This window comes from Thermoflexus hugenholtzii (assembly GCF_018771565.1).
GTDB lineage: Bacteria > Chloroflexota > Anaerolineae > Thermoflexales > Thermoflexaceae > Thermoflexus > Thermoflexus hugenholtzii_A.
Window position 1 is genome coordinate 1387396 of sequence record NZ_CP076326.1, and the last position, 26800, is coordinate 1414195.

The 26800-nt window shown below is 67.8% G+C and carries 21 protein-coding genes; 2 read left to right on the top strand and 19 right to left on the bottom strand.

The genetic code is table 11. From position 1 onward, the window contains the following. Positions 1 to 40 precede the first annotated feature (40 nt). From KNN16_RS06315 to KNN16_RS06390, 16 genes are all read right to left on the bottom strand, one after another. Positions 41 to 610, bottom strand: a complete 570-nt coding sequence (locus KNN16_RS06315) for a hypothetical protein (protein ID WP_303900092.1) — start codon at positions 608 to 610, stop codon at positions 41 to 43. 96 nt (positions 611 to 706) lie between these two features. Beyond that, entirely contained in the window at positions 707 to 1102 is a 396-nt protein-coding gene (locus KNN16_RS06320) for an SgcJ/EcaC family oxidoreductase (protein ID WP_303900094.1), read from the bottom strand. A 198-nt stretch (positions 1103 to 1300) separates the two neighbouring features. Continuing rightward, the gene (gene purN / locus KNN16_RS06325) at positions 1301 to 1921 is read right to left on the bottom strand and encodes a phosphoribosylglycinamide formyltransferase (protein ID WP_303900096.1); all 621 of its coding nucleotides are present in this window, start codon (positions 1919 to 1921) and stop codon (positions 1301 to 1303) included. Between the two features lie 50 nt (positions 1922 to 1971). Then, complete coding sequence (purM, locus tag KNN16_RS06330) at positions 1972 to 2994, bottom strand: phosphoribosylformylglycinamidine cyclo-ligase (protein WP_303900097.1); 1023 nt, start codon at positions 2992 to 2994, stop codon at positions 1972 to 1974. A gap of 12 nt (positions 2995 to 3006) precedes the next feature. Continuing rightward, positions 3007 to 4332, bottom strand: a complete 1326-nt coding sequence (purD, locus tag KNN16_RS06335; protein ID WP_303900099.1) for a phosphoribosylamine--glycine ligase — start codon at positions 4330 to 4332, stop codon at positions 3007 to 3009. Further along, the gene (gene purF / locus KNN16_RS06340; RefSeq protein WP_303900101.1) at positions 4329 to 5825 is read right to left on the bottom strand and encodes an amidophosphoribosyltransferase; all 1497 of its coding nucleotides are present in this window, start codon (positions 5823 to 5825) and stop codon (positions 4329 to 4331) included. The genes purD and purF overlap by 4 nt, the downstream gene beginning before the upstream one ends. 11 nt (positions 5826 to 5836) lie before the next feature. Then, positions 5837 to 6343 (bottom strand): AIR carboxylase family protein, encoded by a 507-nt coding sequence (locus tag KNN16_RS06345; protein WP_303900103.1) that lies wholly within the window; start codon positions 6341 to 6343, stop codon positions 5837 to 5839. An 11-nt stretch (positions 6344 to 6354) separates the two neighbouring features. Further along, the gene (locus tag KNN16_RS06350; RefSeq protein WP_322794762.1) at positions 6355 to 7287 is read right to left on the bottom strand and encodes a phosphoribosylaminoimidazolesuccinocarboxamide synthase; all 933 of its coding nucleotides are present in this window, start codon (positions 7285 to 7287) and stop codon (positions 6355 to 6357) included. A gap of 36 nt (positions 7288 to 7323) precedes the next feature. Further along, the gene (purL, locus tag KNN16_RS06355; RefSeq protein ID WP_303900106.1) at positions 7324 to 11163 is read right to left on the bottom strand and encodes a phosphoribosylformylglycinamidine synthase subunit PurL; all 3840 of its coding nucleotides are present in this window, start codon (positions 11161 to 11163) and stop codon (positions 7324 to 7326) included. A gap of 252 nt (positions 11164 to 11415) precedes the next feature. Beyond that, entirely contained in the window at positions 11416 to 12705 is a 1290-nt protein-coding gene (locus KNN16_RS06360; RefSeq protein WP_303900108.1) for a flotillin family protein, read from the bottom strand. A 3-nt stretch (positions 12706 to 12708) separates the two neighbouring features. Beyond that, positions 12709 to 13935 carry a hypothetical protein gene (locus KNN16_RS06365; RefSeq protein ID WP_303900110.1) on the bottom strand — a complete coding sequence of 409 codons (1227 nt, stop codon included), beginning with the start codon at positions 13933 to 13935 and terminating at the stop codon, positions 12709 to 12711. 14 nt (positions 13936 to 13949) lie between these two features. Further along, the gene (locus KNN16_RS06370; RefSeq protein WP_303900112.1) at positions 13950 to 15374 is read right to left on the bottom strand and encodes an ammonium transporter; all 1425 of its coding nucleotides are present in this window, start codon (positions 15372 to 15374) and stop codon (positions 13950 to 13952) included. Positions 15375 to 15520: 146 nt separating this feature from the next. Further along, on the bottom strand, positions 15521 to 16753 hold the full coding sequence (locus KNN16_RS06375) for a cation:proton antiporter (RefSeq protein ID WP_303900114.1): 1233 nt from the start codon (positions 16751 to 16753) through the stop codon (positions 15521 to 15523). A 173-nt stretch (positions 16754 to 16926) separates the two neighbouring features. Further along, complete coding sequence (locus tag KNN16_RS06380; RefSeq protein WP_303900115.1) at positions 16927 to 18273, bottom strand: glutamine synthetase family protein; 1347 nt, start codon at positions 18271 to 18273, stop codon at positions 16927 to 16929. Then, positions 18236 to 19864 carry a helix-turn-helix domain-containing protein gene (locus KNN16_RS06385; protein ID WP_303900118.1) on the bottom strand — a complete coding sequence of 543 codons (1629 nt, stop codon included), beginning with the start codon at positions 19862 to 19864 and terminating at the stop codon, positions 18236 to 18238. Before KNN16_RS06385 ends, KNN16_RS06380 begins: the two co-directional genes overlap by 38 nt. Before the next feature lie 263 nt (positions 19865 to 20127). Continuing rightward, positions 20128 to 21054, bottom strand: coding sequence for a hypothetical protein (locus KNN16_RS06390; RefSeq protein ID WP_303900120.1), 927 nt, complete (start codon positions 21052 to 21054; stop codon positions 20128 to 20130). A 222-nt stretch (positions 21055 to 21276) separates the two neighbouring features. Between KNN16_RS06390 and KNN16_RS06395 the strand changes: the two genes are divergently transcribed. Together KNN16_RS06395 and KNN16_RS06400 are read left to right on the top strand one after the other, a co-directional pair. Further along, entirely contained in the window at positions 21277 to 23286 is a 2010-nt protein-coding gene (locus tag KNN16_RS06395) for a sigma-54-dependent Fis family transcriptional regulator (protein WP_303900122.1), read from the top strand. 341 nt (positions 23287 to 23627) lie between these two features. Beyond that, the gene (locus KNN16_RS06400) at positions 23628 to 25055 is read left to right on the top strand and encodes a glycosyltransferase family 39 protein (protein WP_303900125.1); all 1428 of its coding nucleotides are present in this window, start codon (positions 23628 to 23630) and stop codon (positions 25053 to 25055) included. Between the two features lie 21 nt (positions 25056 to 25076). Here KNN16_RS06400 and KNN16_RS06405 read toward each other — a convergent pair whose 3' ends face one another. The 3 genes from KNN16_RS06405 to KNN16_RS06415 all read right to left on the bottom strand — a co-directional run bounded on the left by KNN16_RS06405 (position 25077) and on the right by KNN16_RS06415 (position 26793). Then, positions 25077 to 25376 (bottom strand): DUF1232 domain-containing protein, encoded by a 300-nt coding sequence (locus KNN16_RS06405; protein WP_303900128.1) that lies wholly within the window; start codon positions 25374 to 25376, stop codon positions 25077 to 25079. 100 nt (positions 25377 to 25476) lie between these two features. Next, positions 25477 to 25914 (bottom strand): CBS domain-containing protein, encoded by a 438-nt coding sequence (locus tag KNN16_RS06410; protein WP_299287624.1) that lies wholly within the window; start codon positions 25912 to 25914, stop codon positions 25477 to 25479. Positions 25915 to 26067: 153 nt separating this feature from the next. Further along, complete coding sequence (locus KNN16_RS06415) at positions 26068 to 26793, bottom strand: molybdenum cofactor biosynthesis protein MoaE (protein WP_299287620.1); 726 nt, start codon at positions 26791 to 26793, stop codon at positions 26068 to 26070. Between the last annotated feature and the right edge of the window lie 7 nt (positions 26794 to 26800).

Below are 26800 nucleotides of genomic sequence, written 5' to 3' on the forward strand. Positions count from 1 at the left end.
GCAGCTTGAGCCACTGGGAATCCGGGGCGCCGATGGCCCCTCACTCGAAGTGGGCGACGGCGAAGAGCTCCAGGCAAAAGCAGGTCAGTTTCCGCGTCGGGAGGATGACCGGTGTCCATGGAGGGGCACCGCGGGAGGGGGTAACGGCATGGGAGGGATCCTGCCGCCCTGAAGCGGTAGCGAGGACCTCCACCGCGGAGAGCAGATCCCGGATGAGATCCTCCGACGGGCAATCCAGTCCGAAGCACCCCTTCATCCGTAGCGCAAGACGCTGTTCCGGCAACGCGCCCAGCTCCGGTGGCAATCCGATCGCGTTCCCAGGGTGGAAGTCGATGCGCACATCAGTGATCTGGAAGCACCAGTTCAATCCGATAGGGGTTGGAGCGCCGAACACCGGGAGGGGATCCTGCTCTGTAAACAGGGGATTGCCTGCGGCTCTCACCTCCGGGGCGACCTCAATGGGCACGCAAAACAGGTCATGGCGTCTCGAGAAAAAGGCAGTGGCGTAGTTGAACAGCGAGGGACGCTGTCGCATCACATGACGGACGAGGCGGTTGATCCCCTCCTCATGGATGCTGCCGTAGAGATCGCTCAGATCCGTGAACGGCATAGGCCCTCCGGGTTCAGGGAAAGGATGTCCGGCATGGCGCGAACCTCGTTGCCTCCATGCCGGACGACTGCCTATTCCGGGATCACCATCCTCCGCTTAGCGTGAAAGAGGAGGCGGGAAGATCTTGGGATGGGTCTCCAGCATGAGCCAGCGCCCCTCCCTCTTTTCCCACAAATCCACGGCATAACCCTTCCACATCGAGCCATCCGGAAGCACGATCTCGAACTCACCTTGCGTGAGCGCAAACTCCGGGGAGAGCATGCGGATCGGACCCGGCTGCACCCGGAGGCGCACCCCAGGCATAGTGTGGTGGAGGAACATGTCCAGAGCTCCCGCGATGGCATCCCGCCCGTGCTGGATGTCTCCGAAAGCCCCCACGCGGACGGCATCTGCTGCGAAGAAGGCAGCCGCCTTGGCGACATCCCCCGCATTCCAGGCCCGGATGAAACCCTCTATTTCGCTTCGGATGGCACGCTCTTCATTGATATCCATGGCAGTCCTCCTCAGGGATTCCATCTTAGAAACGCCCTTCTCTCATCCAAATCCATTATGCCCCAAACATGCAAGATCTTACAGGCCAAAATGTGCTCAAATTTTATCCAAAAACATGCCATCCCGGGGAGAGATTTCAAAACCATAGTGGGTAAACTCCGAGATGGGGATCCCGGTTAAGAGGGGAACCTCCCCATGTTAGAAGCCGCGCGACCGGATGCGCTCCAGGGCGCGCTGGATCCCCTCGAGGAGGATGCGATGCTCGGCCTCGTGCATGCGGGCCTCGAAGCGCTCGAGGGTATCGTCGGGGAAGATGGGGACGACGGCCTGGGCCAGCACCGGCCCGGCATCGACCTCCGGAGTGACCTCATGCACCATGCAGCCGCTACAGGAGATCTCCCCCCGCTGGTAGGCTTCGAAGGCCCGTCGGATCGCATCGCGACCGGGGAACATCCCCGGCAAAGCCGGATGAAGGTTGATCACCCGGCCGGGGAACCGATCCAGAAAGGCCGAGCTCAGGATGTGCATCCACCCGGCCAGGACGATGAGATCCGGGCGGTAGGGCGCGATCCGCTCAGCCAGATCTCGATCATAATCGGTGCGGTCCAGCCCCCGCTCCCGATAGGGACGCAGGGGGAAATACAGCGTGGGCACGCCCGCCCGGGCTGCCCGAACCAGTCCGTATGCGTCCTTGCGGTTGGAGACCACCAGCACCACCTCCGCCCACAGGCGGCCCGCCGCACAGGCATCCAGGATCGCCTGCAGGTTGCTCCCAAACCCGGAGATCATCACCACCAGCCGGCTTCGCGCTTCGGGCAAGGGTTTCCACCTCCTCTGCGCTTGCCCTCGAGGATATAGGCGCCGACGGCTCACGCCTCGACTCGGACTGTCCGGTCTCCTTCCACGATCTCTCCCACAAGCCAGACTTCTCCGGGCAGGACAGCCTGCGCAGGCTCCACATCGCAGGGGGGGACCACCAGGAGCATGCCCAGCCCCATGTTGAACACGTGGAACATCTCCTCATCGGGGATCCCCCCGAGGCGCTGGATGAGCCCGAAGATCGGCGGCTCCGGCCAGGTCCCCCGACGGAGGACGGCCGCGGTGCCAGGGGGCAGAACCCGCGGCAGGTTCTCATACACGCCCCCTCCTGTGATGTGACACAGTCCTTTCAGATCGATGCCTGCAGCCTCCAGACGCCGAATCGGCTCCAGATAACAGCGATGCGGGGCCAGGAGAGCCTCTCCGATGGAGGTCCCCAGCTCCGGCAGAGGCCGCTCCCAGTTCTGGTCCGCGAGCACCCTGCGGGCCAAGCTGTAGCCGTTGGTGTGAAGACCGCTGGAGGGGAGCGCCAGCAAGCGGTCCCCCGGACGGATGCGGGAACCATCCCGGATCCGCGGACGCTCCACGACGCCGACAATGGTGCCCACCAGGTCCAGCTCCCCCGGCGCGTAGACCCCTGGAAGCTCAGCCGTCTCTCCTCCCAGCAACGCGCAACCCACCTCTCGACAGGCGGCCGCCACGCTCTCCACCACACGGACGATCACCTCGGGGTCCAGACGGGCCGCCGCGATGTAATCCAGGAAAAAGAGAGGGCGGGCGCCGTGCACCAAGATGTCGTTGACACAGTGATGGACCAGATCGTAGCCGACGGTCTCCCAACGGTTCAGACGAGCCGCAACCTTCAGCTTGGTGCCCACCCCATCCGTGGAAGCGACCAGGACCGGCTCCTCCATTCCCCGAAGGGCATCCGCCCGGTAGAGGCCTGCGAAGGCCCCTATCCCGGCGATCACCTCCGAGCCGTAAGTCGAGCGAACGGCGTCCGCGATCCGCCTTCGAATGTCCCGGGCGACATCCAGGCGCACCCCAGCCTGCGCGTAGGCCTCCGCTGGCATTTCCCCCTCCCCTCATAGGATCGCGGGGGACGATCGGCCGATGTCCCGGCGATAATGCATCCCCTCAAAGTGGATGCGCTCCGCCGCCGCGTAGGCGCGGGCGGCGGCCTCAGGCAGATGCCCGCCGATCGCGCTGACGGCCAGGACCCGCCCGCCGGCCGTGAGCACCCGATCCCCTTCCCGTCGTGTGCCGGCGTGGAAGATCAGCACCCCTTCCTGGGCCGCCGCCTCCTCCAGGCCGGCGATGGGAAGCCCCTCCGGGACTGAGCCGGGATATCCCGGGGCCGCCAGGACCACCGTGACACAGGCGCCAGGGCGCCAGCGCAGCTCGACATCGCCGAGACGGCCCTCCACGCAAGCCTCCAGCGCCGCCAGCAAATCCGTCTCCAACAACGGGAGGATGGCCTGGGCCTCCGGATCGCCGAAGCGGGCGTTGAACTCCAGCACGAAAGGCCCTCGCTCGGTCCACATCAGGCCGGCGTAGAGGACGCCCACAAAGGGGGTTCCCTGGCGGGCCAGCGCCTGCAGCACGGGCTCCATGATCTCCCGAACCACCCGATCGACGGCGTCGGGACCCACTTCGGGCACCGGGGCATAGGCGCCCATCCCCCCCGTATTGGGGCCTCGATCTCCGTCCAGCAGCCGCTTGTGGTCTCGAGCCGGCAGCAACGGCCGGGCCGTCCGCCCATCGCTGAAGGCCAGCAAGGAGAGCTCAGACCCATACAGCCGCTCCTCGATGACCACCGTTTCCCCGGCCTCCCCGAAGATGCGCTCGCGCATGAGGCGATACAGCGCCTCCTCAGCCTCCTCTGAGCTCTCGCATACAAAGGCGCCCTTGCCGCCCGCCAGACCGCTGGCCTTGACCACCACCGGACCCGGACGGGCACGCAGATAAGCTCGCGCTTTCTCGAAGTCATGGAACACGGCATAATCAGGGGTGGGGATGCCACACGAGCGCATGAGCGCTTTGGCGAAGGCCTTTGAGGTCTCGATGCGAGCGGCCGCACGGCTGGGTCCGAAGATCCGAAGGCCGGCCGTCCGGAAAGCATCCACAATCCCCCGAGCCAGCGGGGCCTCCGGGCCCACCACCGTCAGGTCGATCCCCTGCTCACGCACAAAATCGATCAGCGCCTGAATGTCATCCGAGCGAATGGGCACCGAACGCGCAGGGGCCCGCGGCTGCAGATCGGAAGCCTCCGGGGAAGGTGGCCAGCTCGTCCCCCCGTTGCCCGGCGCGACATAAACCGCTTCGACTTCCGCGGACCGGGCCAGCGCCCATGCCAGGGCGTGTTCCCGGCCGCCGGACCCTACCACCAGAACCCGTTTCCCCTTCTTCATCGCACGCTCCGGATCCCCTCGAAGGCGAGCTTTGGCGAGGGATCGCGCCAGATCTCCTCAGGGAGGGGAACAGGATATCGGCCGGAGAAGCAGGCGGTGCAATATCCTCCCTCCGGGACCGGCATCGTCTCCCGGATCGCCCGGCGCATCCCCTCCAGGCTGAGAAAGGCCAGGCTGTCCGCGCCGGCGAAACGACGGATCCCCTCCTCATCCAGGCGATGGGCGATCAGCTCCTCGTAAGTCGCCATATCGATCCCCATAAAGCAGGGGTGGCGGATCGGCGGGGAGGCAATGCGCAGGTGAACCTCCAAAGCGCCCCCCTCCCGGAGGAGCTGGACCAGCTGGCGAGTGGTGTGACCACGGACGACGGAGTCGTCGACCAACACCACCCGACGGCCCTGGAGCACCTCGCGCAGAGGACTGTATTTCAAACGGACCCCCCATCGTCGGGCCTGATCGTCGGGCTGGATGAAGGTGCGGCCGATGTAGCGGTTCTTCAATAAGCCTTCCACGAAGGGGATCCCGCTCTCCAGGCTGTAGCCGATGGCGTGAGCGGTGGCGGAATCCGGCACCCCGATGACCAGATCCGCCTCTGCCGGAGCCTCCCGGGCCAGCTGACGTCCCAGGGCCAGGCGCGCCGAATACACGGTTCCCCCTTCCCGTTCAGAGTCGGGGCGCATGAAGTAGACATACTCAAAGATGCAAAAGGCAGGGGAAGAGGGGACGCCTCCGGCGAAGGACGTTATCCCCCGTGGATCCAAACGCACGATCTCCCCCGGCGCGATTTCCCGCACATAGCGGGCCCCGATCATAGACAGGGCGCAGGATTCCGAGGCCACCGCATATCCTCCCTCCCATTCCCCCAGGCACAGAGGGCGGAAGCCATAAGGATCTCGAACGGCATAGATCGCCTCGCGGGTGAGAACGACCAGGGCATAGGCCCCCGGGCTTAAGCGCAACAGGCTCCGGAGACGGGAGACCCATGGATCCCCCTCGGGCTCCACAGCCGCCGCAAATCCCCAGGCCTCGGGGGGAGAGGCCAGGATCTGAAGGATCAGTTCGCTGTCGCTGCCGGAGGAGAGGCCCACACCCCGTTCCAGAAGACGCCGGCGGAGCGGAAGCGCGTTCACCAGGTTGCCGTTGTGGGCAATGCCCAGGGGACCGAGGAGAGTCTCACTGAGGAAGGGTTGCGCGTTCTGCAGATGGGCAACCCCCGTCGTGGAGTAACGGGTGTGCCCGATAGCCAGATGGCCCCGGAGCGAACGCAGGATCCCCTCGTGGAAGACCTGGGAAACCAGGCCCATCCCTTTGTGCAGATACGCCACGTGGCCATCGCTGGTGGCGATGCCGGCGCTCTCCTGGCCGCGATGCTGCAGGGCGCACAGCGCCATCATCGCCAGCGGGGCCGCCGGGCGACCTTCCGAACACAACCCCACGATCCCACACGACTCCCGGGGATGATCCGCCTCGCGTCGGGCCATCGGGACCCTCATCGCTCCCTCCTTCAGGTGCCCTGAGCCGCGGGACGAAGGGCGCGGATTTCGGCATCATCGGCCAGCAGCCGTTGCCGACCCCGTGCCTGCAGGGCAGCGACCCGCTCCCGGATGGCGGCGTCGCACAGGCCCAGGATCTTCGCCGCCAGAAGGGCTGCCCCCGCCGGATCCAGCACCACGGCCGGAGCGATCCCCCCGGGCATCCGCAGGGAGGAGAAGATATCCGCTCCCCCGAAGGCCTCGGAGATCGGCGGGCAGGCGATCACCGGCGCCAGCACCTGACCATCCACCATCCCGCTGAGGGCGTTGGAGCGCCCGGCAATGGTGATGTAGACCTTAGGACGAGGATCGGCCTCATACCCTCGAAGCAGCTCCAACAGATGATCCGGCACCTTGTGAGCAGAGGCGACCCGGAGCTCCCAGTCCAGCCCCAGCTCCTCCAGCGCGCGGATCACCGCCTGGGCGTGCTCCAGATCCGATCGCGACCCCATCAGGATGACCACCAATGGCCTCGTCATCGTTACTTCCCTCATCCGGAGATATTCAAGAAAGCCTGAAGGTTGCGGCGGATCCGCTCGACTGCGGGCTGCTCTCCCGGGCGGAAGGGCTCCCCCGTCAGCCGCTCGTAGGCAGCGATGTAGCGGGCGGCCGCCTCCCGGATCAGCTCCGCCGGCATCTGAGGTGGTTCGCCATCCCCCCGGTAGCCCCGAGCGGCGAACCAGGCCCGGACGAACTCCTTGTCCATGGACTCGGGCTCCTGACCGGGCCGGTAGCTCTCCGCCAGCCAGTAGCGGCTGGAATCCGGCGTGTGCAGCTCATCGATGAGAACCAGCTCGCCGTCCATCAGGCCGAATTCATACTTGGTGTCGACCAGGATCAGGCCGGCTTGCCGGGCGATCTCCTGGCCGCGGGCGAAAAGGGCCAGGGCGATCGCTTCAATCCGCTCCCAGAGATCCGCCGGCACCAGGCCCCGCCGCAGGATCTCGTCACGGGTCAGGACCTCATCGTGCGCCCCGGAAGGCGCTTTCGTGGTGGGCGTGAGGATGGGATGCGGCAGCGGATCGTTCTTCCGCAAGCCATCGGGGAGCGGGATCCCGTAGGGGCGACGCTCCCCCTGGGCATACAGGGTCCAGAGGGAAGTGCGCGTCACCCCGGTGATATACCCTCGCACCACTACTTCAACAGGCAGCGGCTGCGCCCGCCGGACCACCATCACGTTAGGATCGGGAACGGCCAGAAGGTGATTGGGGATGAGATCACGGGTCCGCTCGAACCACCAGGCGCTGAGCTGGTTCAGCACCTGCCCCTTGAAGGGGATCACCCCCAGGACCCGGTCGAAGGCGGAAATACGGTCTGTGGCGATCAGGATCAGGCGATCCCCCACCTCATAAATATCCCGCACCTTTCCGGCGCGCCGAATCCCCAGCTCCGGGAGCTCCACGGCGGACACTGCCTGCGCCATCGCTTCCTGTAACGGGAAGTTAAACGCGTTCATTAATCAGCACCTCCTGATCGCGTTCTGGAAGAGGACCCGACACAGTCCGCCTTGCTCCCCGCGATGCCAGCGGGGATGCTGCCAGGGGAAGATGTGGTCCTCCGGATGGGGCATCAAGCCCAGGACGTTGCCGGCCGGGTTGCAGAGGCCGGCCACGTTTCGCTGGGATCCGTTGGGATTGAAGGGGTAGCCAGCGGGGCTGCCGGAGGCGTCCACATACGTGAGGGCGATGAGCCCCCGCGCCTCCAGGGTCTGCAGCACGGACTCATCCCGCGCCATGAACCGTCCCTCCCCATGGGCGACGGGACAATACAGCAATTCCTCGATCCCCTCGGTGAACAGACACGGGCTTCGCGGATCCGCGCGCAGGTAAACCCAGCGGCACTCGAAACGTCCCGACGCGTTCGGGGCCAGAGTGATCGTCCGCCGGCCGTCCGGTTCAAGGAACTCGGGACCAGGAAGCAAGCCGGCCCGGACCAGGGCCTGGAACCCGTTGCAGATCCCCAACACCGGCCGCCCGCTTTCAATGAACTGCTCCAGCGCGCCCTGTAATCCCTCCATCAGCTCCAGCGCCCAGAGGGTCCCCGCTCCCAGGTCATCCCCATAGGAAAAGCCTCCGGGAAGCACCAGCATGGCATAATCCCGCAGATCCCGCTCCCCGCGCAGCAGAGCAGACAGAGGGACGATCTCCGGCTCTCCGCCAGCCTGCTGACAGGCCCAGGCGGCTTCGCGATCCCGATTGGTCCCGGGAGCCTGGAGGATGAGCACGCGGGGGCGCCGGGAAATCCACGGGGAGGATGCCCGTTGGGATAAGGGAAGCCGGGAAGGCGGTGGAGGAGAGGGCGCGAGGGTGCCTCGCCAAGCCCGCTCCAGCGCCTCCACGGGCAGCCGGATCCGCTCCCGGCCATCCAGCCCCACCACCCGGAGCAGGCCGTCCTCGCTCACCCGGCCGATGCGCGCGATGGGATGTCCCTCCAGCATGGCCTCGAAAGCGGACGCATCCTCCGGGCGCACCTCGACGAGGAACCGACAGAGGGATTCGGAGAACAGGAGAACGTCATCCTCGCTGGCCACCTCCGGGCAGGGGACCTTGCGCAGGTCCACCTCTGCGCCCAGCCGGCCGGCCAGACACATCTCCGCCAGGGCCACCCCCAGACCGCCCTCCGAAAGGTCATGGCAAGCCCGGACGAGCCCGGCGGCGATGGCGCGGTGCAGGGCGCGCAGGCGCGCCAGGGCGTGGGGAACCGGCTGAGGCAGCCGTTCCGCGCCCGGCCGTCCGCCGGGCCGGATCTGTAGATAGTGGCTTCCCGCCAGCTCCGCCCGTGTCTCCCCTACCAGATAGAGCCAGGACCCCGGCGACTTCAGGTCCATGGTGACCGTGCGAGAGAGGTCCGGCACGATCCCGAGCCCGGTGATGAGCAGGGTGCCGGGGATCGAGCGGCGCCTCCCCAGGGCATCCAGGTGGAAATTGTTCAGGCTGTCCTTGCCGGAGATAAATGGGGCCTGATAGGCGAGGGCGGCATCGCGACAACCCTGGGCGCACCGGACCAGGGCGCCCAGCTGCTCAGGGTCCTCGACATCTCCCCAACAGAAATTGTCCAGCAGGGCCACCCGGTCGGGGTCCGCGCCCACCGCCACCAGGTTCCGGAACGCCTCATCCACCGCCGCCCATGCCATCCCATAGGGATCCCATTCGCCATACAGCGGGGCCAGGCCCACGCTGAGAGCCACTCCGGGCGCAGAGCCCTTGCCCGCCCCGACCTCCAGAGGGGCCAGGACGGGAGCGTCCCCCGGTCCATGGGAAGCCGCCCCCACCAGGGGCTTGACCGCCGTGGCCCCCTGCACCTCGTGATCGTAGCGGCGGAGGATCTCTTCGCGGCTCCGGATGTTGGGATGGGCCAGCAGCGCGAGCAGGATCTCCTCCAGGTCCTCCGGGGGCACGATGGGGATGAGCGCCGGCGGGGCGGGAGGGGACCAGCGGGCCTCCAGGATCCGCTGCGGACGTCCGTTATGGAGGAAGTCCAGGTCAAGCTCGCCGACAATCCGGCTGCGGTAGCGCAGGCGCAGCTTCCCCGTGGGCTCGAGGACGCCGATGATCGCGGCCTCCACGCCGTGCCGGTTGCAGATCTCCTCAAAACGAGGCCAGCATGCCGGCGGGATGGCCAGCACCATGCGCTCCTGGGATTCGCTCAACCAGATCTCCCATGGCTGCAGACGCGCGTCCCGGAGGGGCACCCGATCCAGGTCGACCTGAGCGCCCAGGTCGCGGGCCATCTCCCCGACGGCCGAGGAGAGGCCGCCTGCCCCGCAATCCCAGACGGCGTGGTAAAGTCCCTCATCCCGGGCCTGAAGGATCACCTCCAGGATCTGCTTCTCCAGGATGGGGTTGGGGATCTGAACCGCTCCGCGGGCTGCGGAGGGGGCCTCGGGATCCAGGCCCGCGCTGGAGAAGGTGGCTCCGCCCAGGCCATCGCGCCCTGTCCGGTTGCCGATCACCACGATCAGATCCCCGGGCTGCGGGGCGGCCGCTGACGCCTGATGGGGAAGCAGCCCGAGACAGCCGCAGAACACCAGGGGGTTGGCCGCGTATCCCGGATGGTAGAACACAGCCCCGCACACGTTCGGGATCCCCATCTTGTTCCCATAATCCTCGATGCCGTGGATGACCCCCTCGGCGATCCGTTGTGGGTGAAGGGCCCCGGGCGGCAGCGCCGAGGCCGGCAGATCCGGCGGGCCGAAACACAGGACATCCAGCAGCGCGATAGGGCGCGCGCCCACCGCGAGGATATCCCGGATCACCCCGCCCACCCCGGTGCTGGCCCCGCCGAAGGGCTCCACGGCGGAGGGATGGTTGTGGGTCTCCACCTTGAGGGCCAGATCCCAGCGCCCATCGAGGGCGATGATCCCCGCGTGGTCCACGAGGGCCGAGCGGAGCCACGGCCGGCCCACCTGCGCGGTCACAGCCCGGATGCAGGCGTCCAGCAGGCCATTGATCTCCACAGTCTGAGGAGGAGCGTCCGATGAAGCGCCGGGAGGCGGGCCGGTGTAGCGGATACGGGCCTTAAAGGTCTTATGCGCGCAGTGTTCGCTCCACGTTTGGGCGATGGCCTCCAGCTCGACGTCGGTGGGATCCCGGCCTCGGGCGCGGAAATGGTCCTGGATCGCCCGCAGCTCCTCTATGCTCAAGGACAAACGGCGGCGCGCGTTTAAAGCGCGGAGGGCCTCCTCGTCTGCCTCCTGAAGCGGGATAACCTCCACCACGGCGGGAGTGGGAACCTCGTTATCAAAGGGCGGGGCAACGCAGCGATCGATGGCATAGCGATGGATCAGCGGGTTCGCGCAATGCTCCACCGCCAATCGCTGCAGATCGCGCTCTTCCAGTTCCCCCCATAGACGGAAGATCCAACCCCATGCGGCGCGCTCCAGCCCAGTGAAGCCGAGCCGATGGGCCGCACGGATCAGGTTCTCCACCGAGGGATCCCGCAGACCGGGAAGAAGAGTGACTTCGATGCGGTGCGCATCCCTCTTCTCCGGGAGGACATCCAGGGGCTCGAAGGGATCTTCCAGCGGCAGGATCTGAAAGGTTTCAAGGATCGGATCGGCCAGGAGCAGGCGGGCGAGGCGTTCGACTTCGGGGAGAGAGAGGGGGCCGTGCAAGAAGCACACGCGATCCCGTCGGCAGGCCCGCAGGCGCTCAAAACCCTGCGCGCGGGCCGTTTGCACCAGCCGGCTGCCCTCCGGATCCTCCGGCGATCTGCTTCGGATCTCCACCCGAAACCACCTCCGGACCGGACCCAGGGGCAGCGGGGAAATCTCCTCCGTGGGAGCCGCCTCCTGTTCCATCGCGTGGATCCTCCGTGCGGTCCAGGGCGCTTTCGGCCCCGGCTCGATCCCGCACCGCTCACCCGGAGATTTTGAGGCGAGATTTTAACCTGCTCGATTCATGCTGTCAAGGATGAACGAAACCGGGATGTAGCCCGGGATCGTCGCCAGCTCAAGCATAGAGGGGCGAGGGCAATCCCCTCGCCCCCCACTCGGCAACACGAGGACGCCCTGGGATCCGGGGGAAAAACAAGAGGTCTTCTCCGGACCTGCTCAATCGGAACGTTCGACGGCCTGTTGGGAGAGACCTTGCGGCAAGCGGGAGGTCAGGCGCACGCCTGTGAGGGCTTCCACCAAGGCGGGGAGCTGAGCCATCGCCTGGGCAAGGTCCCCGGTGAAGCGGCTGATCCCTCCATGCCCATCCCCGATGAGGATGATCCGCTCCGCCCGCGACAAGGGCTCCGCCAGGGCCTTCGCCAGCGCCGGCAGAATGTCCACCACCATCTGGGCCATGGCCGCCTCGTTGTATTCCCGCCACGCCGCGGCCTTGGCCCGCATGGCCTCCGCCTCCGCCCGGCCGGTGGCCCGGATGCCCTCCGCCTGACCCGCCGCCTCGGCCTCCAGCCGGTAACGCTCCGCATCCGCCAGGGCCAGGATGCGTTGCTTCTCCGCCTCCGCCGGCAGCTCGACCGTCGCCGCGAGCTCCCGCCGCTTGCGCTCGATCTCCTTCTCCTCGATCTCAATGGCCAGCTCCTTCTCCACCCGGCGGACCGCCATCTCCTCCCGCTTGACGGCCTGGGCGACGCGGTGCCGATGCAGCTCGTAAGCCATGTCCGCTTCCGCGCGCCGGGCCTCCAGCTCCCGGCGAGCCTCCTCCACCGCGCGGTCGGCCTCCAGGCGGGCGATGCGGGCCACCCGGTCGGCCTCGGCCTCGGCGACGGCCGCCTGCTGACGCACCTGGGCGATCCGCGGCCGGCCGATGGCCTCCAGATAGCCCTGCTCGTCGGCGATGTGCCGCACGGTGAGGGAGAGGATGTCCAGGCCCATGCGTTCCAGATCCTGCCGGGCCGCCTCGCGGACCTGGCGGGCGAACTCCGCCCGGCGCAGGTAGAGGTCTTCCACGCTCATCGTCCCCAGCACTGCCCGCAGATGCCCTTCGATCACCTGCAGGGCCACCCGCCGGATGTCGTCCTTAGACTTGGAGAGAAACTGCTCCGCGGCCAGGGCGATGGAGGCCTCGTCGCCTTTCACCTTCACCTGGGCGACGGCGTCCACCACCATGCGCACACCCTGCGTGGTGTAGGCATCCGCGGTCTGGATCTCGATGGTGAGCAGCTCCAGGGAGAGCCGCTGCACCCGCTCCAGGATGGGCCAGACGAAGGCGCCGCCGCGCACCAGCCGGTAGCCCACCACCCGCTTGCGTCCATCGGGATCGACCACCTTGCGCTTGCGGCCGGAGATGATCAGCACCTCGTTGGGACCGGCCTTGGTGTAACGCCACGCCCAGAGGGCGATCAGCCCGGCCAACACCGCCAGAGCCAGCATCCCGATCGCCAGCATCATCGTTCACCTCCTCAGATCCGGAAATGCGCGCTCAGCCTGTGCAGGCTTCTCCATCCGTTTCATCTCCAGGCGCAGCGCCTGGGGATCCGCCAGGCAGCCCGCCGCGTGAAGGGCCTCGCCGACCCGTCGCCACAGATCCGCCGGATCGCCGCCCACGAAGATCGTCCATCGATCCTCCTCGGCGTAAACGGCCATCCAGCGGTCTTCATACCGGTAGACCGGGAGGAGGACCGCGCGGAACCGCGGTCCGCTCGCATAGAACCGAAGCCCGGCCATCGCCTCCGGCAGGGCGCTCGCGAGGACCTCCCACGCCGCTGCCGACCAGACCTCCAGGGCCAGATCCTCCGGGACGCGAAGCCATCCGCGCTCCAGGCCCCGGGCGGCTACGACTTTCCACAGCGACCAGATCCCCGCTCCATCGCCGGGGGCCGACAGCGGGGCGCCGGCCAGATGCAGGCGCCAGCTGGTCCCGCTCCAGGCCACCGGCATCCAGGGGCCCCATCCGACGGCCGGCCGGAAGACGGCGGCGGGCGGGACCCACGCCAGCTCCTCCGATAGCACCCGCACCTGAACAGCTTCCACGGGCAGGCCGTGCGCATCCGCCACGCGCCGGCGCAGGGTCCCCAGGTCCATCGCCTCCAGGATCGGGCCGTCCGGCTCGTGGACCCGCCATCCCTCTCCCCAGGGATAGATCGGGATCAGCGCGGGATCGTGAGGTTCGGAGCGCTGGAGGGCATAGAGGGGAAGCTGGCCTGCATATTCGAGCGCCCGGAAGACGTCCTCCGCCTGCTCACGGAAATCGGGGATCGCGGTCGCCTCGCAGCGGCAGCCCCAGATCCGTGCCCGATAGCGCTCCCGGAGCGTCCCGTTGATCCGAACCTGCTCGAAGAACACCGGAACCCGAAACCCCCATCCGCCGATCTGTCCCTCCAACACCCCCCAAGGCCCGCCGTTCCGGGAGGAGTTGGGAAGCACGCGAAGATGGAAGAGCCGGTCGTCCACCGATAACCCGGCGGGCGATCGAACGGATGGGACGCGGACGACGCGGTTTGCTTCGGCCTTCACCCCCTCGGCCTCAACGCGTAACGCTTCGACCTGGTGCGGGGAGGGGATGGATCCGTCGCTGTTCGATCGACGGGCCTGATGGATCCGGTGCGGGAGGATCCCCCACAGGAGCAGGAAGAAGGCGAACCCCAGGCCTCCGAGGATGACCTCCATCTCCCATCCCATGGCTTTCCCTCCTTTCACATCGCTTCAACGGGAAGCCGGCGGCCGGAGGGGTAGGCCTCGGCCCCGTGCTCGGTGAGATCCAGGCCGATGCGCTCCTCCTCCGGGCTCACCCGCAACCCGATGGTCGAACGGATCAGCCAGAAGACCAGGAAGCCCGTTCCCAGGGACCACGCGGTCACCGTGAGGATGCTGACGAGCTGGGCGACCAGCTGCGCCCATTCCCCTACGATCAGACCCCGGACCCCTCCATAGGTCCCATCGGCGAAGATCCCGACAGTTAGCAGGCCCCACAGGCCAGCGAACCCGTGTACCGCCGAAGCTCCGACCACGTCATCCACGCGGAGGACGCGCTCGACGAAGGCGGAGGCGCCGATCATCACCAGGGCCGCGATCCCCCCGATGAGCACCGCCGCCCATGGAGCCACGTAGGCGCACGGGGCGGTGATCCCCACCAGGCCGGCGAGGGCCCCGTTGCACGCCAGGGCGAGGTCCAGCTTGCCGGTGCGGAAGAAAGCGAAGTAAATCGCCACCACCGCCCCGGCGGCCCCGGCCAGGAAGGTGTTGACCGCGATCATGGCGATCCGAAGATCCGTCGCCGCCAGGGTGGAGCCAGGATTGAATCCGAACCAGCCGAAGAACAGGATGAAGGTGCCCAGGGTCACCAGGGTCAGGCTGTGCCCCGGGATCACGTTGGGCGTGCCGTCGCGATTGAAGCGGCCCAGGCGGGGGCCCACCATGGCCGCTCCCACCAGGGCCACGAACCCGCCCACCGCATGCACCACCCCGGATCCAGCGAAATCCCGCGCCCCGACCCCTTCCCCCAGGAACGGCAGGTAAGCGGAGAGGTTTCCCAACCAGCCCCCGCCCCATACCCAGTGGCCGTAGATGGGATAGATCAGCGCGGAAATGAGGAAGCTGTAGGCCAGGTAGGCCGTGGTGCGGGTCCGCTCCGCCATGGCGCCGGAGACGATGGTGGCCGCTGTGGCAGCGAAGACCATCTGGAAGAACCAGAGCATGGCCGTCTGATCCTGGTAAGCGGATCCGGCGAGGAAGAAGCCGGAGAGGCCGATGAGCGGCGTGCCGCGCTCCAGACCGGGGGCCAGGCCCGACCCTCCGAACATCAGCGCGAACCCGAAGGCCCAGAACGCCAGCCCTCCGATCAAAGCATCCATGAAGTTTTTAGTCAGAACCGCGACGACGTTTTTCGCGCGGGAGAACCCCGCTTCCACCATCGCAAACCCGGCCTGCATGAAGAACACCAGGAAAGCGGCGATCAGCGTCCAGGCGAAGTTGATCGCACGGCCCAGCTCCTCCTTCGCCGCCTCCACCGCCTCGCTCTCCGGGCCGGACCCCTGCGCCAGCGCCGGAGAGGACATCACGGCTCCGATCAGGATGGCCGCGATCAATGCGATGGCGATCCGTCGACACCGCCGATACATTGGAGCACCTCCTTCGCGCCGGTTTTGCCTCCAACCGCGTTCAACACCGGGGCCTTCCAGCTGGGCAGGTGATCCCTTTCGGCCACAGGATATGTAGGGCAACTGCGAGCAGTTGCCCTACTGCGGAAAAACTGGAAAGCCCTGGTTCAACGCCGGGATGCTTGCAGACGAACAGCGTCCTCCCCCATCCCATGGGACGCCGGGGCCCAGGGGTTCCGAATCCGGAGCGAGAAAGGCCAGGGCCTCTTCAGGAAGGTCAGACGGAGCAGAAGAGGCGTCAGCACGGTGGTCAGCATCGTCATCAGGAGGATATCCGTATAAAGCCCCGGCCCCAGGATCCCTATCTGACGGCCCAGCGTTGCGATCACCAGGGCCACCTCCCCTCGGGAGACCATCCCGGCGCCTGTCTGGATCGCCTCCCGAGGCGTCAGCCCGCCCAGCCATGCGCCGAACCCGCTGCCCAGCCACTTGCTCAGCACCGCCAGAAGGAACAGCGCCATCCCAAAGAGGGACAGCATCCCCCGGTCCGGAGGTTGGGCTTCCAGGCCCACGGCCACAAAGAAGATGGGGATCATCAGGCCGTATCCGAGAGCCTGGACCCCCTGGGGGATGTGTTCCCGCAGGGGCGTGCGGGCGATCCACAGTCCGGTCAGGTAAGCGCCGGTGATCGCCGCCACCCCACCCCATGCCGCCGCGGCCCAGCTCATCCCCATGACCAGCGCCACCACCAGGGCCAGCCCTCCTTCGTTCGGATAACGCCGGGCGATCCAGCGGGCGATCGGGGGGAGAAGCCAGCGGCCGATCCCGAAGGAGAAGACCAGGAAACCGACCATCCGCAATAGCGAGGGCAGGGGTTGTCCCAGCCCGACCAGCCCCGTCACGATGGCCAGCAGCCCCATCGCCAGGATGTCATCCATGACGGCGGCACCCAGGATCGTCATCCCCACCCGGCTCTGCGCGCACCCGAGATCGCGAAGGGTCCGCACGGAGAGGCCCACGCTGGTGGCCGTGAGGGCGGCCCCGAGGAAGAGCCCTTCATGCCAGGGGAGCCCCGCGAGGAGCCCCAGGGCCAGAGCGCTGATGAAGGGCAAGAGCACACCGCCCAGGGCCGCCATCAGCGCCCCTCGCCCCGTCTCCCGGAGATCCTGAGGATCCGTCTCCAGACCGGTCAGGAACATGAGGAGCAACACGCCGAGGAGGGCCGCTGCCCGGAGCTCCTCCCCGGGATGAAGCCAGCCCAGGCCGGCTGGGCCCAGGAGGAACCCCGCCAGGAGCTCCCCGAACACCGGCGGCAATCCCAGGCGGGCGCAAAGCTCTCCCCCCAATCGGGCGCTGAGGAGGATGAGCGCCAGCCCGGGCAGCACCGAGAGTTCCCTCATCTATCTCCCTCTGGCTATCGGTTTGCGCCGATTGTAGGGAAAGCCGGGGAAGCTCCGCTACAGTTGGGAGGAACGAAAACCGCGAGGCCGGTTTTGGGCGGGGCGCACAAATCCGTCGCCGGACAGGGGTCCAAACCAGGGGGTGGACATGGGGACGTCCACCCCCAACCGTCTCAATACACGTGGAAATACCGCTCGATCTCCCAGGGGCTGACGTGGCGGCAGTAGGCTTCCCATTCCAGCCGCTTGGCTTCGAGGAAGCGCTCCGCCGCCAGCGGGCCCAGGGCCTCCTGGATCACCTCGTCGGCCTCCAGGGCCTCCAGGGCCTCCCCCAGGGTGGCCGGCAGGCGCTGGATCCCCCGCGCCTCCAGCTCCGCCGCCTCCATCGGGAACAGCTCCTCCTCCACCGGCGGCGGAAGCGGCAGCCGCCGCTCGATGCCATCCAGCCCGGCCGCCAGCATGGCCGCGAAAGCCAGGTAAGGGTTGCAGGCCGGATCGACGCTCCGCAGCTCGATGCGGGTGGATTGATAGCGCCCGGGCTTGATGGCCGGGATGCGGATGAGGGCGGAGCGGTTGATGCGGGCCCAACTGACGTAAGGCGGCGCCTCAAAGCCGCCCAGCAGCCGCTTGTAGGAGTTGACCAGCGGGCAGAGCACCGCGCACATCCCCCGAGCGTGGGCGATCTGCCCCGCCAGGAAGGCCTTGGCCAGGGGCGAAAGGCCGTAATCGTCCTCCGGATCCGCGAAGGCGTTCCCCCCGTCCTCCAGGCGGAGCAGGCTCTGATGGGTGTGCATCCCGGATCCCGCCCGCCCCTCCAGGGGCTTGGGCATGAAGGTGGCATGGAGGCCATGGGCCTGAGCGATGTGCTTGATGACCAGCCGGGCGGTGACAAGGTAATCGGCCATGCGCAGGGCGTCCGCCGGCTGGAAGTCGATCTCATGCTGGCCAGGGGAGATCTCGTGATGGCCCGGCCCGGCCGGGATACCCAGCGCCCGCAGGGTCTCCACCATCTCGCAGCGAACCCGATAAGCCAGATCCGTGGCCAGATCGAAGTAGCCGATCTCGTCGTGGGGGGCCGGGGCGAACCGCTCCCCTTCGGCGCGGAAGAGGTAGAACTCCAGCTCCGGGCTCACCACGTAGGTGTAGCCCATGCGGGCCGCCCGCTCCATCACCCGGGCCAGCACCGCCCGGGGATCCCCGGCGAAGCGCTCCCCGCGCCGGTTCACCACCCAGCAGATCACGTGGGCCGTCGTCCCCTGCCCCCGGGTCCACGGCAGGACGGTGAACGTGTTGAGATCGGGCTTGAGATAGAGATCCGACTCCGCCACGCGGGCGAACCCCTCGATGGCTGATCCATCGAACCACTTCCCGGTCTCGATGGCCTCCGGGAGATCCTCCAGGGGGATGGTCACCCCCTTAGGGGCCCCCAGGATGTCCGTGAAGCGCAGGATGACGAAGCGGACACCCGCCTGGCGGGCTTCCTCAAGCACGCGGTTCGGATCCACCGCCGGGCTGTGCATGGGACCTCCTCAACATGGGTCGGATTTTGAGGGCCAGCTGCAGCCGGAAACAATCCTCCCAGCGTCGCAAATCCATCCCGGTGATCTCCTGGATCCGCCGGAGCCGATAGGCCAGGGAGTTGCGGTGCAGGAACAGGCGCTCGGCCGTGCGCTGCAGGTTCCCATCGCAGGCGAAGAAGGCCTCCAAAGTGGGGATCAGCTCGGCGTGATGCTCCCGGTCATATCGCTCCAGAGGGCCGAGGACCTGCTCGTAGAACTCCTCCAGGAGCTCGCTCTCCCGCAGGGGGTAAAGGATACGGTAGACGTCAAGCCGCGCGTAGGCCAGGGTGCGGTTCCCTCCCAGCAGAGCCTCCACCATCTGCACGGACTGGACCGCCTCGCGGAAGGAACGGGCCAGGCCGGCGGGGCCGGCGTAGACCCCGCCCACCCCGGCCGCCAGGCGCGAGAGGCCCAGGGCGCGGACCAGCTCTGCCCGCAGGCCCTCCACCACCGTCTCCGGATCCGCCTCCCCGCCCGGAGGCGGGAACACGAAGGCGATCCCCTCGGCCATCGGCTGGACCCGACAGCGGGGAAAGCGGGCGGTGAGGCGGCGGATGGCCTCGGCGAGGCGCTCCGTGTCCCCTTCCGCCTCCGGCGCCCGGAACACCGCCACCGCCATGGGCTCCTCGATGGGCTCGTTGAGGATGCGAGCCCGACGGCGGGCCTCCGCCTCCGGGAGCTCCCCGCGCAACACCTGGGCCAGGAACTCCCCCCGGACCCGGGCCTCCGCCGACCACAGCGAGCGCTCCCGGATCAGCACCAAAGCGCAGGCCGCGGCCGCCTGGGCCACCGCCAAGCGGTCCCGCTCGGTGATCCTCCCGGTGGTCCCAAGCAGACAAACCGCCCCGACCGGCCGCCGCTCCAGGAGCACCGCCCCGGCCAGGCAGATCCGCCCCGCGGCGTCCGGGCCGAACAGGGCCACCGGAGGCTCCCCCCCTTCCTCCCGCAGGGGCAGGCGCCGCAACCAGGCCCGACGCTCCATCTGGCCCGGTGGAGGTTCCGGAGGTCCGGGGAGATCCGGCCAGGGGCTCCCCTGGGCGTCCTCCAGCCATACAGGCTTCCCCGTCGCCTCCTCCAGCGTCCGCAGGATGGCCGGGAGACCCTCGCCGGTCAGGGCCGCCTGCTGAAACCGGCGCTGGAGCTCCCGTTCGATCTCATAGAGGGCCTCCCGGCGGGCCGTGATGAAGCGGGCGATCTGATTGGCCAGATCCGCCAGGCTGATCCCCTCCGGCAACGCCAGGAGCGGAAGGCCGGCCTCATCGGCCAGCGGGCCCCAGTCCTCCGGGGCCGGCCCGACCACCGCCAGTCCAGCTGCCTCCCGCTCCAGGGCCACCTCCAGGAGGGCGGGGAACGAGAGGGGGGGTTCCCGCATGAAGAGCAGGTCGACCGAGAAGAGGAGGAGGTCCCCGCGCTGGATCGCCGTCCGCGCGGGGAGGGTGCGGAGCAAGGTGGCCCACGTCACCTCGCGGTCCAGCCCGTCCCTGCCGCCGAGCACCCGCGTCCCCGGCGGCAGGGTGGTCTCCACCAGCTCCCGTAACGGAACCCCACGCATAGACCGTTCGTTCTTCTCCATCGAAGGAAGAAAGGAGATCCATCTACATCCAGTTTACGAAGCCGGACTTGCCTTTCAACTTCGCGCCCACAAAGAGATCCCGAAAGGTGGAGAAGAACGCCTTCTCCCTGCTCACTGCTATCTCCCGTTCCGGCCGGGGGTGAAGCCACGAGGAACGCCGGAAGACTCCCGTTTCAAGCGCCGCGACCATCGGTATTATAGCCGCGGCCGTCCTCCGGAGGCCCGAGCGACGGGGTGAGACCTTAGGGAGAGCTGAACAGACGCCGCTCCACCTGATCCCAGGCCGTTTCCAGTTCCGGCAACGGCGCCTCCTCCCCGGTCAGCCGTCGTTCAGCGGCCTGCCGCTCCAGCGGGATGAGCGTCTCCCGAGCGGCCCGGAGCATCTCTTGCAACGCCGCCCGCACCGCCGCCGGATCCCGCTGCAGGGCCCGCTCGGAGCGGGCGAAGGCGTCCGCGTAATCGAAGGCACCCCGGAAGAACTCCTCCAGCCGGGCCTCCAAAGCCGGCCCCGCCTCCGGAGACCGCAGCTCCCGCAGCAACGGACAGAGATCCTCTCCCGGGAGCAGGTCCGCGCAGCCGAGCTCCTGCGAAGCAGGAGGACGCCAGGCCGCGACGGCCGCCCGCAACAGGCCCCATTCCGAAGCCAGATAATACCGGGCCCAGCGGGAAGGCGGATCCTCCATACGGGGCCGGGAAGGCGGGGCCACCGTGGTGCGCACCGACAGGGAGATCCTCCGAAACCGTTCCGGGATCGCGTCCAGGGCGGATCGCAGGCGCGCTCGGCGCTCGCCATCCGGGGATCGGGCCATCGCCAGGATCAGCACGCCGGCCGTCTGCTCCGGCCGCTGGGCATATCCCCCCAGGATGTTCGCCACATACGGCGCATCGATCCCCCGCTCCTCCTTCAGACGGGCCGCCTCCTCCACCACCCGCTCTGTCAGCGAAGGCCGGATCCCCCGCAAGCATCCGCCGGGATCCGGGACCATTTCCCCACACGCGAGGGCCTGAGGCATCCACGCGGACCACGCCGCCGGAAAGGCCGCCTCCCACAACGCCTGGAAGGGGATCCCCTCCAGGGGGGAGGAAGATGGCGTCGGGGATGGGTGAAAGCGACACCCACCGATCAGCAGAAGCGTTCCCAACAACCCCCACCTCAGGGCTTTCGACATCGATGCCCTCCCGAAACACCTGGAATCGCCGTCGGCCCGGATGTCCTCCATGGTATCCGGTTCGGGGGATCCGATGGAGCCGACATTGCGGAAAAACTGGAAAGCCCTGGCGCGCCGGGCCGCTCCCTTGCCTTTTCCCTCTGGAGAAGGCAATATTGCTTCTCTGGATAGAGTGGTGCGGGATGCGCAGCCGGGTGGGTGGCGCGACGTAAGGAGGCAGCGATGCAACCCTGGGCGTATCCGGTGGACCTCCCTCGGATCCGATCCTGGTGGCAACGGTTCGTGGAGCGCCGGGAGCTGAACCCGGCCCTGGACCCGCTGGTGGCGGCCTCGTGGGCGCGATGCGCCCCTCGCATGAACCCCCACGCCCCCCCAGCCCTCCCCTGTCTGGATGAGGGAACCCTGGAGCGGGTGCGGCTCACCCTTTTCGATCTGATCGCCACCGCCCGACCGCTGATGGAGGACCTCCATCAGTTCACCGAGGGCTCGGGGCTGGCCATCGCCCTCTTCGACCCCGCCGCATGCGTGCTGGACGTCCTGGGGGACCCGGGGATCGTCCGTGCGGCGGAGGCGGTGGGGCTACGGCCCGGGGTTTACTGGAGCGAGGGCCACGTGGGCACCAACGCCTTCGCCCTCGCTCTCCTGGAGCGCACCCCTGCACAGGTCGTCGGAGCCGAACACTTCGTTGCCCTCTACCACGACTGGGTGACCACGGCCGCTCCTGTTTACGGCCTGGACGGTCAGCCCCTGGGGGCGATCGGCGTGATGGCGCCGGCGGAACGCGCCCAGCCGGACACGCTGGGGATGGTGATGGCCGCCGCCCGGGCCATCGAAAACCAGATCCAGGCCGCGGCGAACCTTCAGGAGAGCCATCAGCATCTCGCCGAGCTCCAGGCCATCCTGGAAGCCATCGATCAGGTGGTGATGGTCCTGAACACCCGGGGGGAGATCGTCCGCCTCAACCGCACGGCGGCCCGCGTGCTGGGCCTGGATCCCTCCGGGATCCTGGGACGCCCGCTGAGCAGCCACATCCAGCTCCCCCCTGCCCTCCAGAACGCCCTCATGGACCCCCAGGTCCACCTGGAGACCGAGGCCACGCTGCTCATCGATGGGGCACCCCTGGAAGGCTGGCTGACCCTCCACGCCGTTGCGGAAGGCCGGCATCATCTGGGGTGTGTGCTCACCTTCCGCCGGAGCGAGCAGATCCACCGCATGGTCGTCCGACTGGTGGGGGCGCAGGCGCTGATGACCCTGGCCGACATCCCCGGCCGTTCCCGGGCCATCCAGCAGGTCCGCCAGCAAGCGCGGGCGGCCGCGCGCACCAGCCTCCCGGTCCTCCTGCACGGGGAGCCGGGGACCGGCAAGGGGGTGCTCGCCCGAGCCATCCACAACGCCAGCACCCGGGCCAGCGGGCCTTTCATCGCCGTCTCATGTCGGGCCATCCCGCGGGAGCTGCTGGCGATGGAACTGCTGGGCGTGGAGGGCGGGACTTTTCGGAACGGGCCGTCGGAGGGACGGCCGGGGAAGTTCGAGCTGGCCCACGGCGGAACCCTCTATCTGGACGAGATCGAGGCGCTGCCGCTGGAGCTGCAGGCCGCCATCCGGCGCATCCTGGAGACGGGGGAGGTGATGCGCTTGGGCGGCCTGCGCCCCATCCCGGTGGACGTGCGTCTGATCGCCTCCTCTTCGGCTCCCCTGGAGCAGCTGGTGGCGGAAGGGCACTTCCGGGCCGATCTCTATCACCTCCTCGCCAGCATGGCCATTCACATCCCGCCCCTGCGGGAGCGGCCGGAGGACATCCCGCTCATCGCGGAGGCGGTGTTCCGCCGCCTGCGCCGCGGATCCGGGCGAACGTATCGGCTCACCGAAGCCGCCCTGCAACAGATGAAAGCCTACTCGTGGCCGGGGAACGTGCGGGAGCTGGAGCACGTCCTGGAGCGGGCTGCGGCGTTGAGCGAGGACGGATGGATCGACGTCATCCACCTCCCGGAGCGGATCGTGGGCGGAACGGACCCGGAGCGCCCGCCGGATTCCGTCCGGCCGGTGGAGGAGCTGGAGCGGGAGGCCATCCTGCGGGCTGCGATCCGGTATCGAGGACGGGTGGGGGCGATGGCGGCCGCCCTGGGCCTCAGCCGCACCACCCTGTGGCGCCGCCTGAAGCGCTACGGCATCGACCCGGCCGCTTTCCGGGACCGCAAGGAGAAGATCCAGCGCTCCCCCGTCCACCCGTAAGGCCCGGGCCCGGATGTCGCAGGAGCGGCTTCCGCCGCGACCACTTGCGGGATCGAAACCGAAGGTTCAGGGCTAAAGCCCCTCCTACGTAAGCCGAAATTCATTTCGGCACCCACATTGTAGGAGCCGCGACCCTTTGCCTCCACCGCGACCGGTTGGGGCGAGGGGTGGGGCCATCCACGGATGGAAGCACGAATACACGAAGGGAGAGATGGATTGCTGGAGGAGCGGCTTCCGCCGCGACCGCTTACGGGATCGAAACGGAGGTTCGGGGCTAAAGCCCCTCCTGCAAACAGGAAGATCCCTTTCGACATCCCAGACAGAGGGAGCACAGCCCTTTGATGACCCGATGGCTTCTCTTTCTGATCTCAGGGCTTTACCTCGTCCTGTCCTGGAGCTTCGCCCGCTGGACGCCGCCATGGCAGGTGCCGGATGAGCCCGCGCATTACAACTACATCCGCTTCATCGCGACCACCGGTCGCCTGCCCGTCCTCCGGCCGGGGGATTACAATCAGGAATACCTGAGCGCCATCGTCTCCAGAGGCTTCCCGCCGGAGCTGCCCATCGATCCCCTGCGTTACGAGTTCCACCAGCCCCCGCTTTACTACGTGCTGGCCGCTCCCCTTTTTTCGCTCTTCGGAGGCCAGCTCTTCCCCCTCCGTTTGTTTTCAGCCTCCCTGGGCCTTCTTCAGGTCCTCCTGGCTTTCGCCGCAACCCGCCGCCTGTTCCCGGAACGACCGGCATGGGCGCTGGGGGTGGCAGCGGTCTTCGCCTTCCTGCCCCAGCATGTGGCGATGAATAGCGGAGTGAACAACGACGCCCTGGCGGAGGCCCTGATCCTGGGGCTCTGGGTGCAGCTGGCGAAGGAGCTTCAAGGCCATCGCCCGCGCGCGGCGTGGATCGGCAGCCTGCTCTTAGGGGCCGGCTTCCTGACCAAGACCACCGTCTACCCGATGGCGCTGGTGGTCCTGGTCGCCGTGGGGGTGCGGATCGCTGCGGATCGCGCCCCGCGGGCGGAGGCGATGCGACGCCTGGCGCGCTGGCTGCTTCCCGCCCTCCTCCTGGGAGGGCTCTGGTGGGCGCGCAACGCCCTCACCTATGGCTGGCCGGATCTGCTGGGGCTGCAACAGCACGATCGCGTGGTGGTCGGGCAGCCACGGACGGCGGAGTGGATCGCCCGTTACGGGCTGGCGGCGACCCTGGATCGCTTCCGCGCGTTCACCTTCCAGAGCTTCTGGGGGCAGTTCGGATGGATGGGGGTGGTGCTGGAGGCCCGATGGTATCTTCTCTTCGCCTGGCTGAGCGCGCTGGGGCTGCTGGGCCTGGCCCTGCACCTGGGGCGGGAGGGCCGGCGCGCTCCGCTCTGGGGATGGCCCGGGCGGCTTCTGGCGTTTCATCTGTTGCTCACCGTCGCCGCTTACATCGGGTATAACCTCTCCTTCGTCCAGCATCAGGGGCGCTATCTCTTCCCGGCCCTGCTGCCCATCGCCCTGGGCCTCACCGTGGGGTGGTTCGCGTGGCTGGAGCGGCCCGCGGCGGATGGGCTGGCCGGGGCCTGCGGCCTGGGGATCCTGATCCTGGGGCTCGCGGGGATCCTGGGGGGGGATCTTCCGGCCTTCCCCATCCTCCTGATGATCGGGACCGGGCTGCTCGCTCAGGGGGCGGCGCGATTCCCCGCCCTCCGCCCTGCCCTGGCCCTCCTTGCTTGCCTCGGCGCCTTCGCCCTGGATCTCTACCTCGCCCTCCGGGTGATCCCCTCGGCGTTTTGAAACGAGCATACCAAGCGCACATCACTCTTCCAGCACCCGGTAGGTGGCGTCGATGACCTCGCCGCTCCGGGAGGGGGGGCGCTCGGCCGGCGGGGCCAGATCCAGCAACAGGCGAAGGGCCAGCAACGCCAGGACCAGGTCATCCAGGGAGCCCAGGCCGGGGATCGCCAGATCCGGCACGAAATCAATGGGGGAGAGGATATACAACAACACCAGCAGGGGGAGCGCCTTGACCCATCCCGGCGTCCGGGGATCCCGCCACAATCGCCAGATCCGCCACAGATCCCGCATGATCCGCCCCAAGGATCCTCCACGGCCCATCCTTTCACCTCCTGCGCACCTCGGAAACCAAAGGGGCTGGAGGCGCCTCTCCAGCCCCCGGGGCCGACTCCGATGGTTGGGAGGTCACGTCCGGGTCAGGTCACTCCTCCGCGGCCAGGCGGACCACCATCTTGAAGATGTCGGACTCGGTGATGATCCCCACCACGCGGCCGTTCTCCACCACCGGGAGGCCGCCGATCTTATGCTCCAGCATGAGGCGCGCCGCCTCATAGATCGGCGTGTCCGGCGTGACGGTGATGACCTTGCGGGTCATGATCTTATCGACGGTGAGGCGGGCGAGGAGGTAGTTCAGCTCGAAGATGCTGAGGGAGGTGGCATCCGAAGGCGAAGCCTCCCGCACATCCCCCAGCGTGACGATCCCCACCAGATGCCCGTTCTCATCCACCACCGGCAGACGGCGGATGCGCTTCTCCTTCATGATCTGATGGGCTTCGGGCAGGGTCGTGCGCGGGGAGATGGTGATCGGATTCGGGGTCATCCAGTCCCGCACCTTGTATTGCTTGAGGACGCTGGCCATGGGAAACCTCCGGGCGCAGGATGTCCGTAATCAGTATAACACGATCTGGAAAAGAGGCGGCTCAGACATCAAAAACAGAAGGGCAGTGTCAAGCAGGTTTCGGGTTATGGGATCCGCCCTTCCCCTCCGCTTTCTGCCTTCGAAACGCATCGCTCAGGAGGATGGGGGAGAGACATCCGCCGGGGAGGGATGGTAATGGCCTTCGATCCAAAGCTCGCCGTGCGGGCCCCGCTCTTTCTTCCAGATGGGGACGATCTCCTTCAGGCGGTCGATGCCGTAGCGGGCCGCCTCGAAGATCCCCTCGTGGCGGTGCCCCGCGGAAACGGCCACCGCCACGGTAACCTCCCCCACCCCCATGCGTCCGATCCGCTGGACCAGGGCGATGCCGCGGACCAGCGGCCAGCGGGCCCGGATCTCCGCCAGGACCTGGCGCATCTTGGCCTCGGCCATGGGGCGATACGCCTCATACTCCAGAGCCTCCACCTGCCGGTCGCCCTCCTCCCCGCGCACCACCCCAACGAACAGCGCCACCGCGCCGGTTCGGGGGGTGGTCACCGCCCGCACCAGCGCGTTCAGATCGATGGGCTCCGGGGTCAACGCGATGACCTCCGGCGGTTCGGGATCCTCCCCGCCCCCGCTCACCGGCGGGAACAGGGCCACCTCGTCCCCGGGTCGGACGTCATCTTCCGGGAACGCGAACTCGTGGTTGATCGCCACGACCGTGGAGGTCAGGTAAGGCTGAAGGCTGGGGTAGGCCTCGGCCACCGCGCGCAGCAGATCGGCCACAGAAGCCCCATCCGGGAGCCGTACGGTGATCACCTCCCGGCCCGCGCGATCCTTCAACGTGGCGAACAGGCGCACCTGCACTTCCATCTCCATGGCGGGC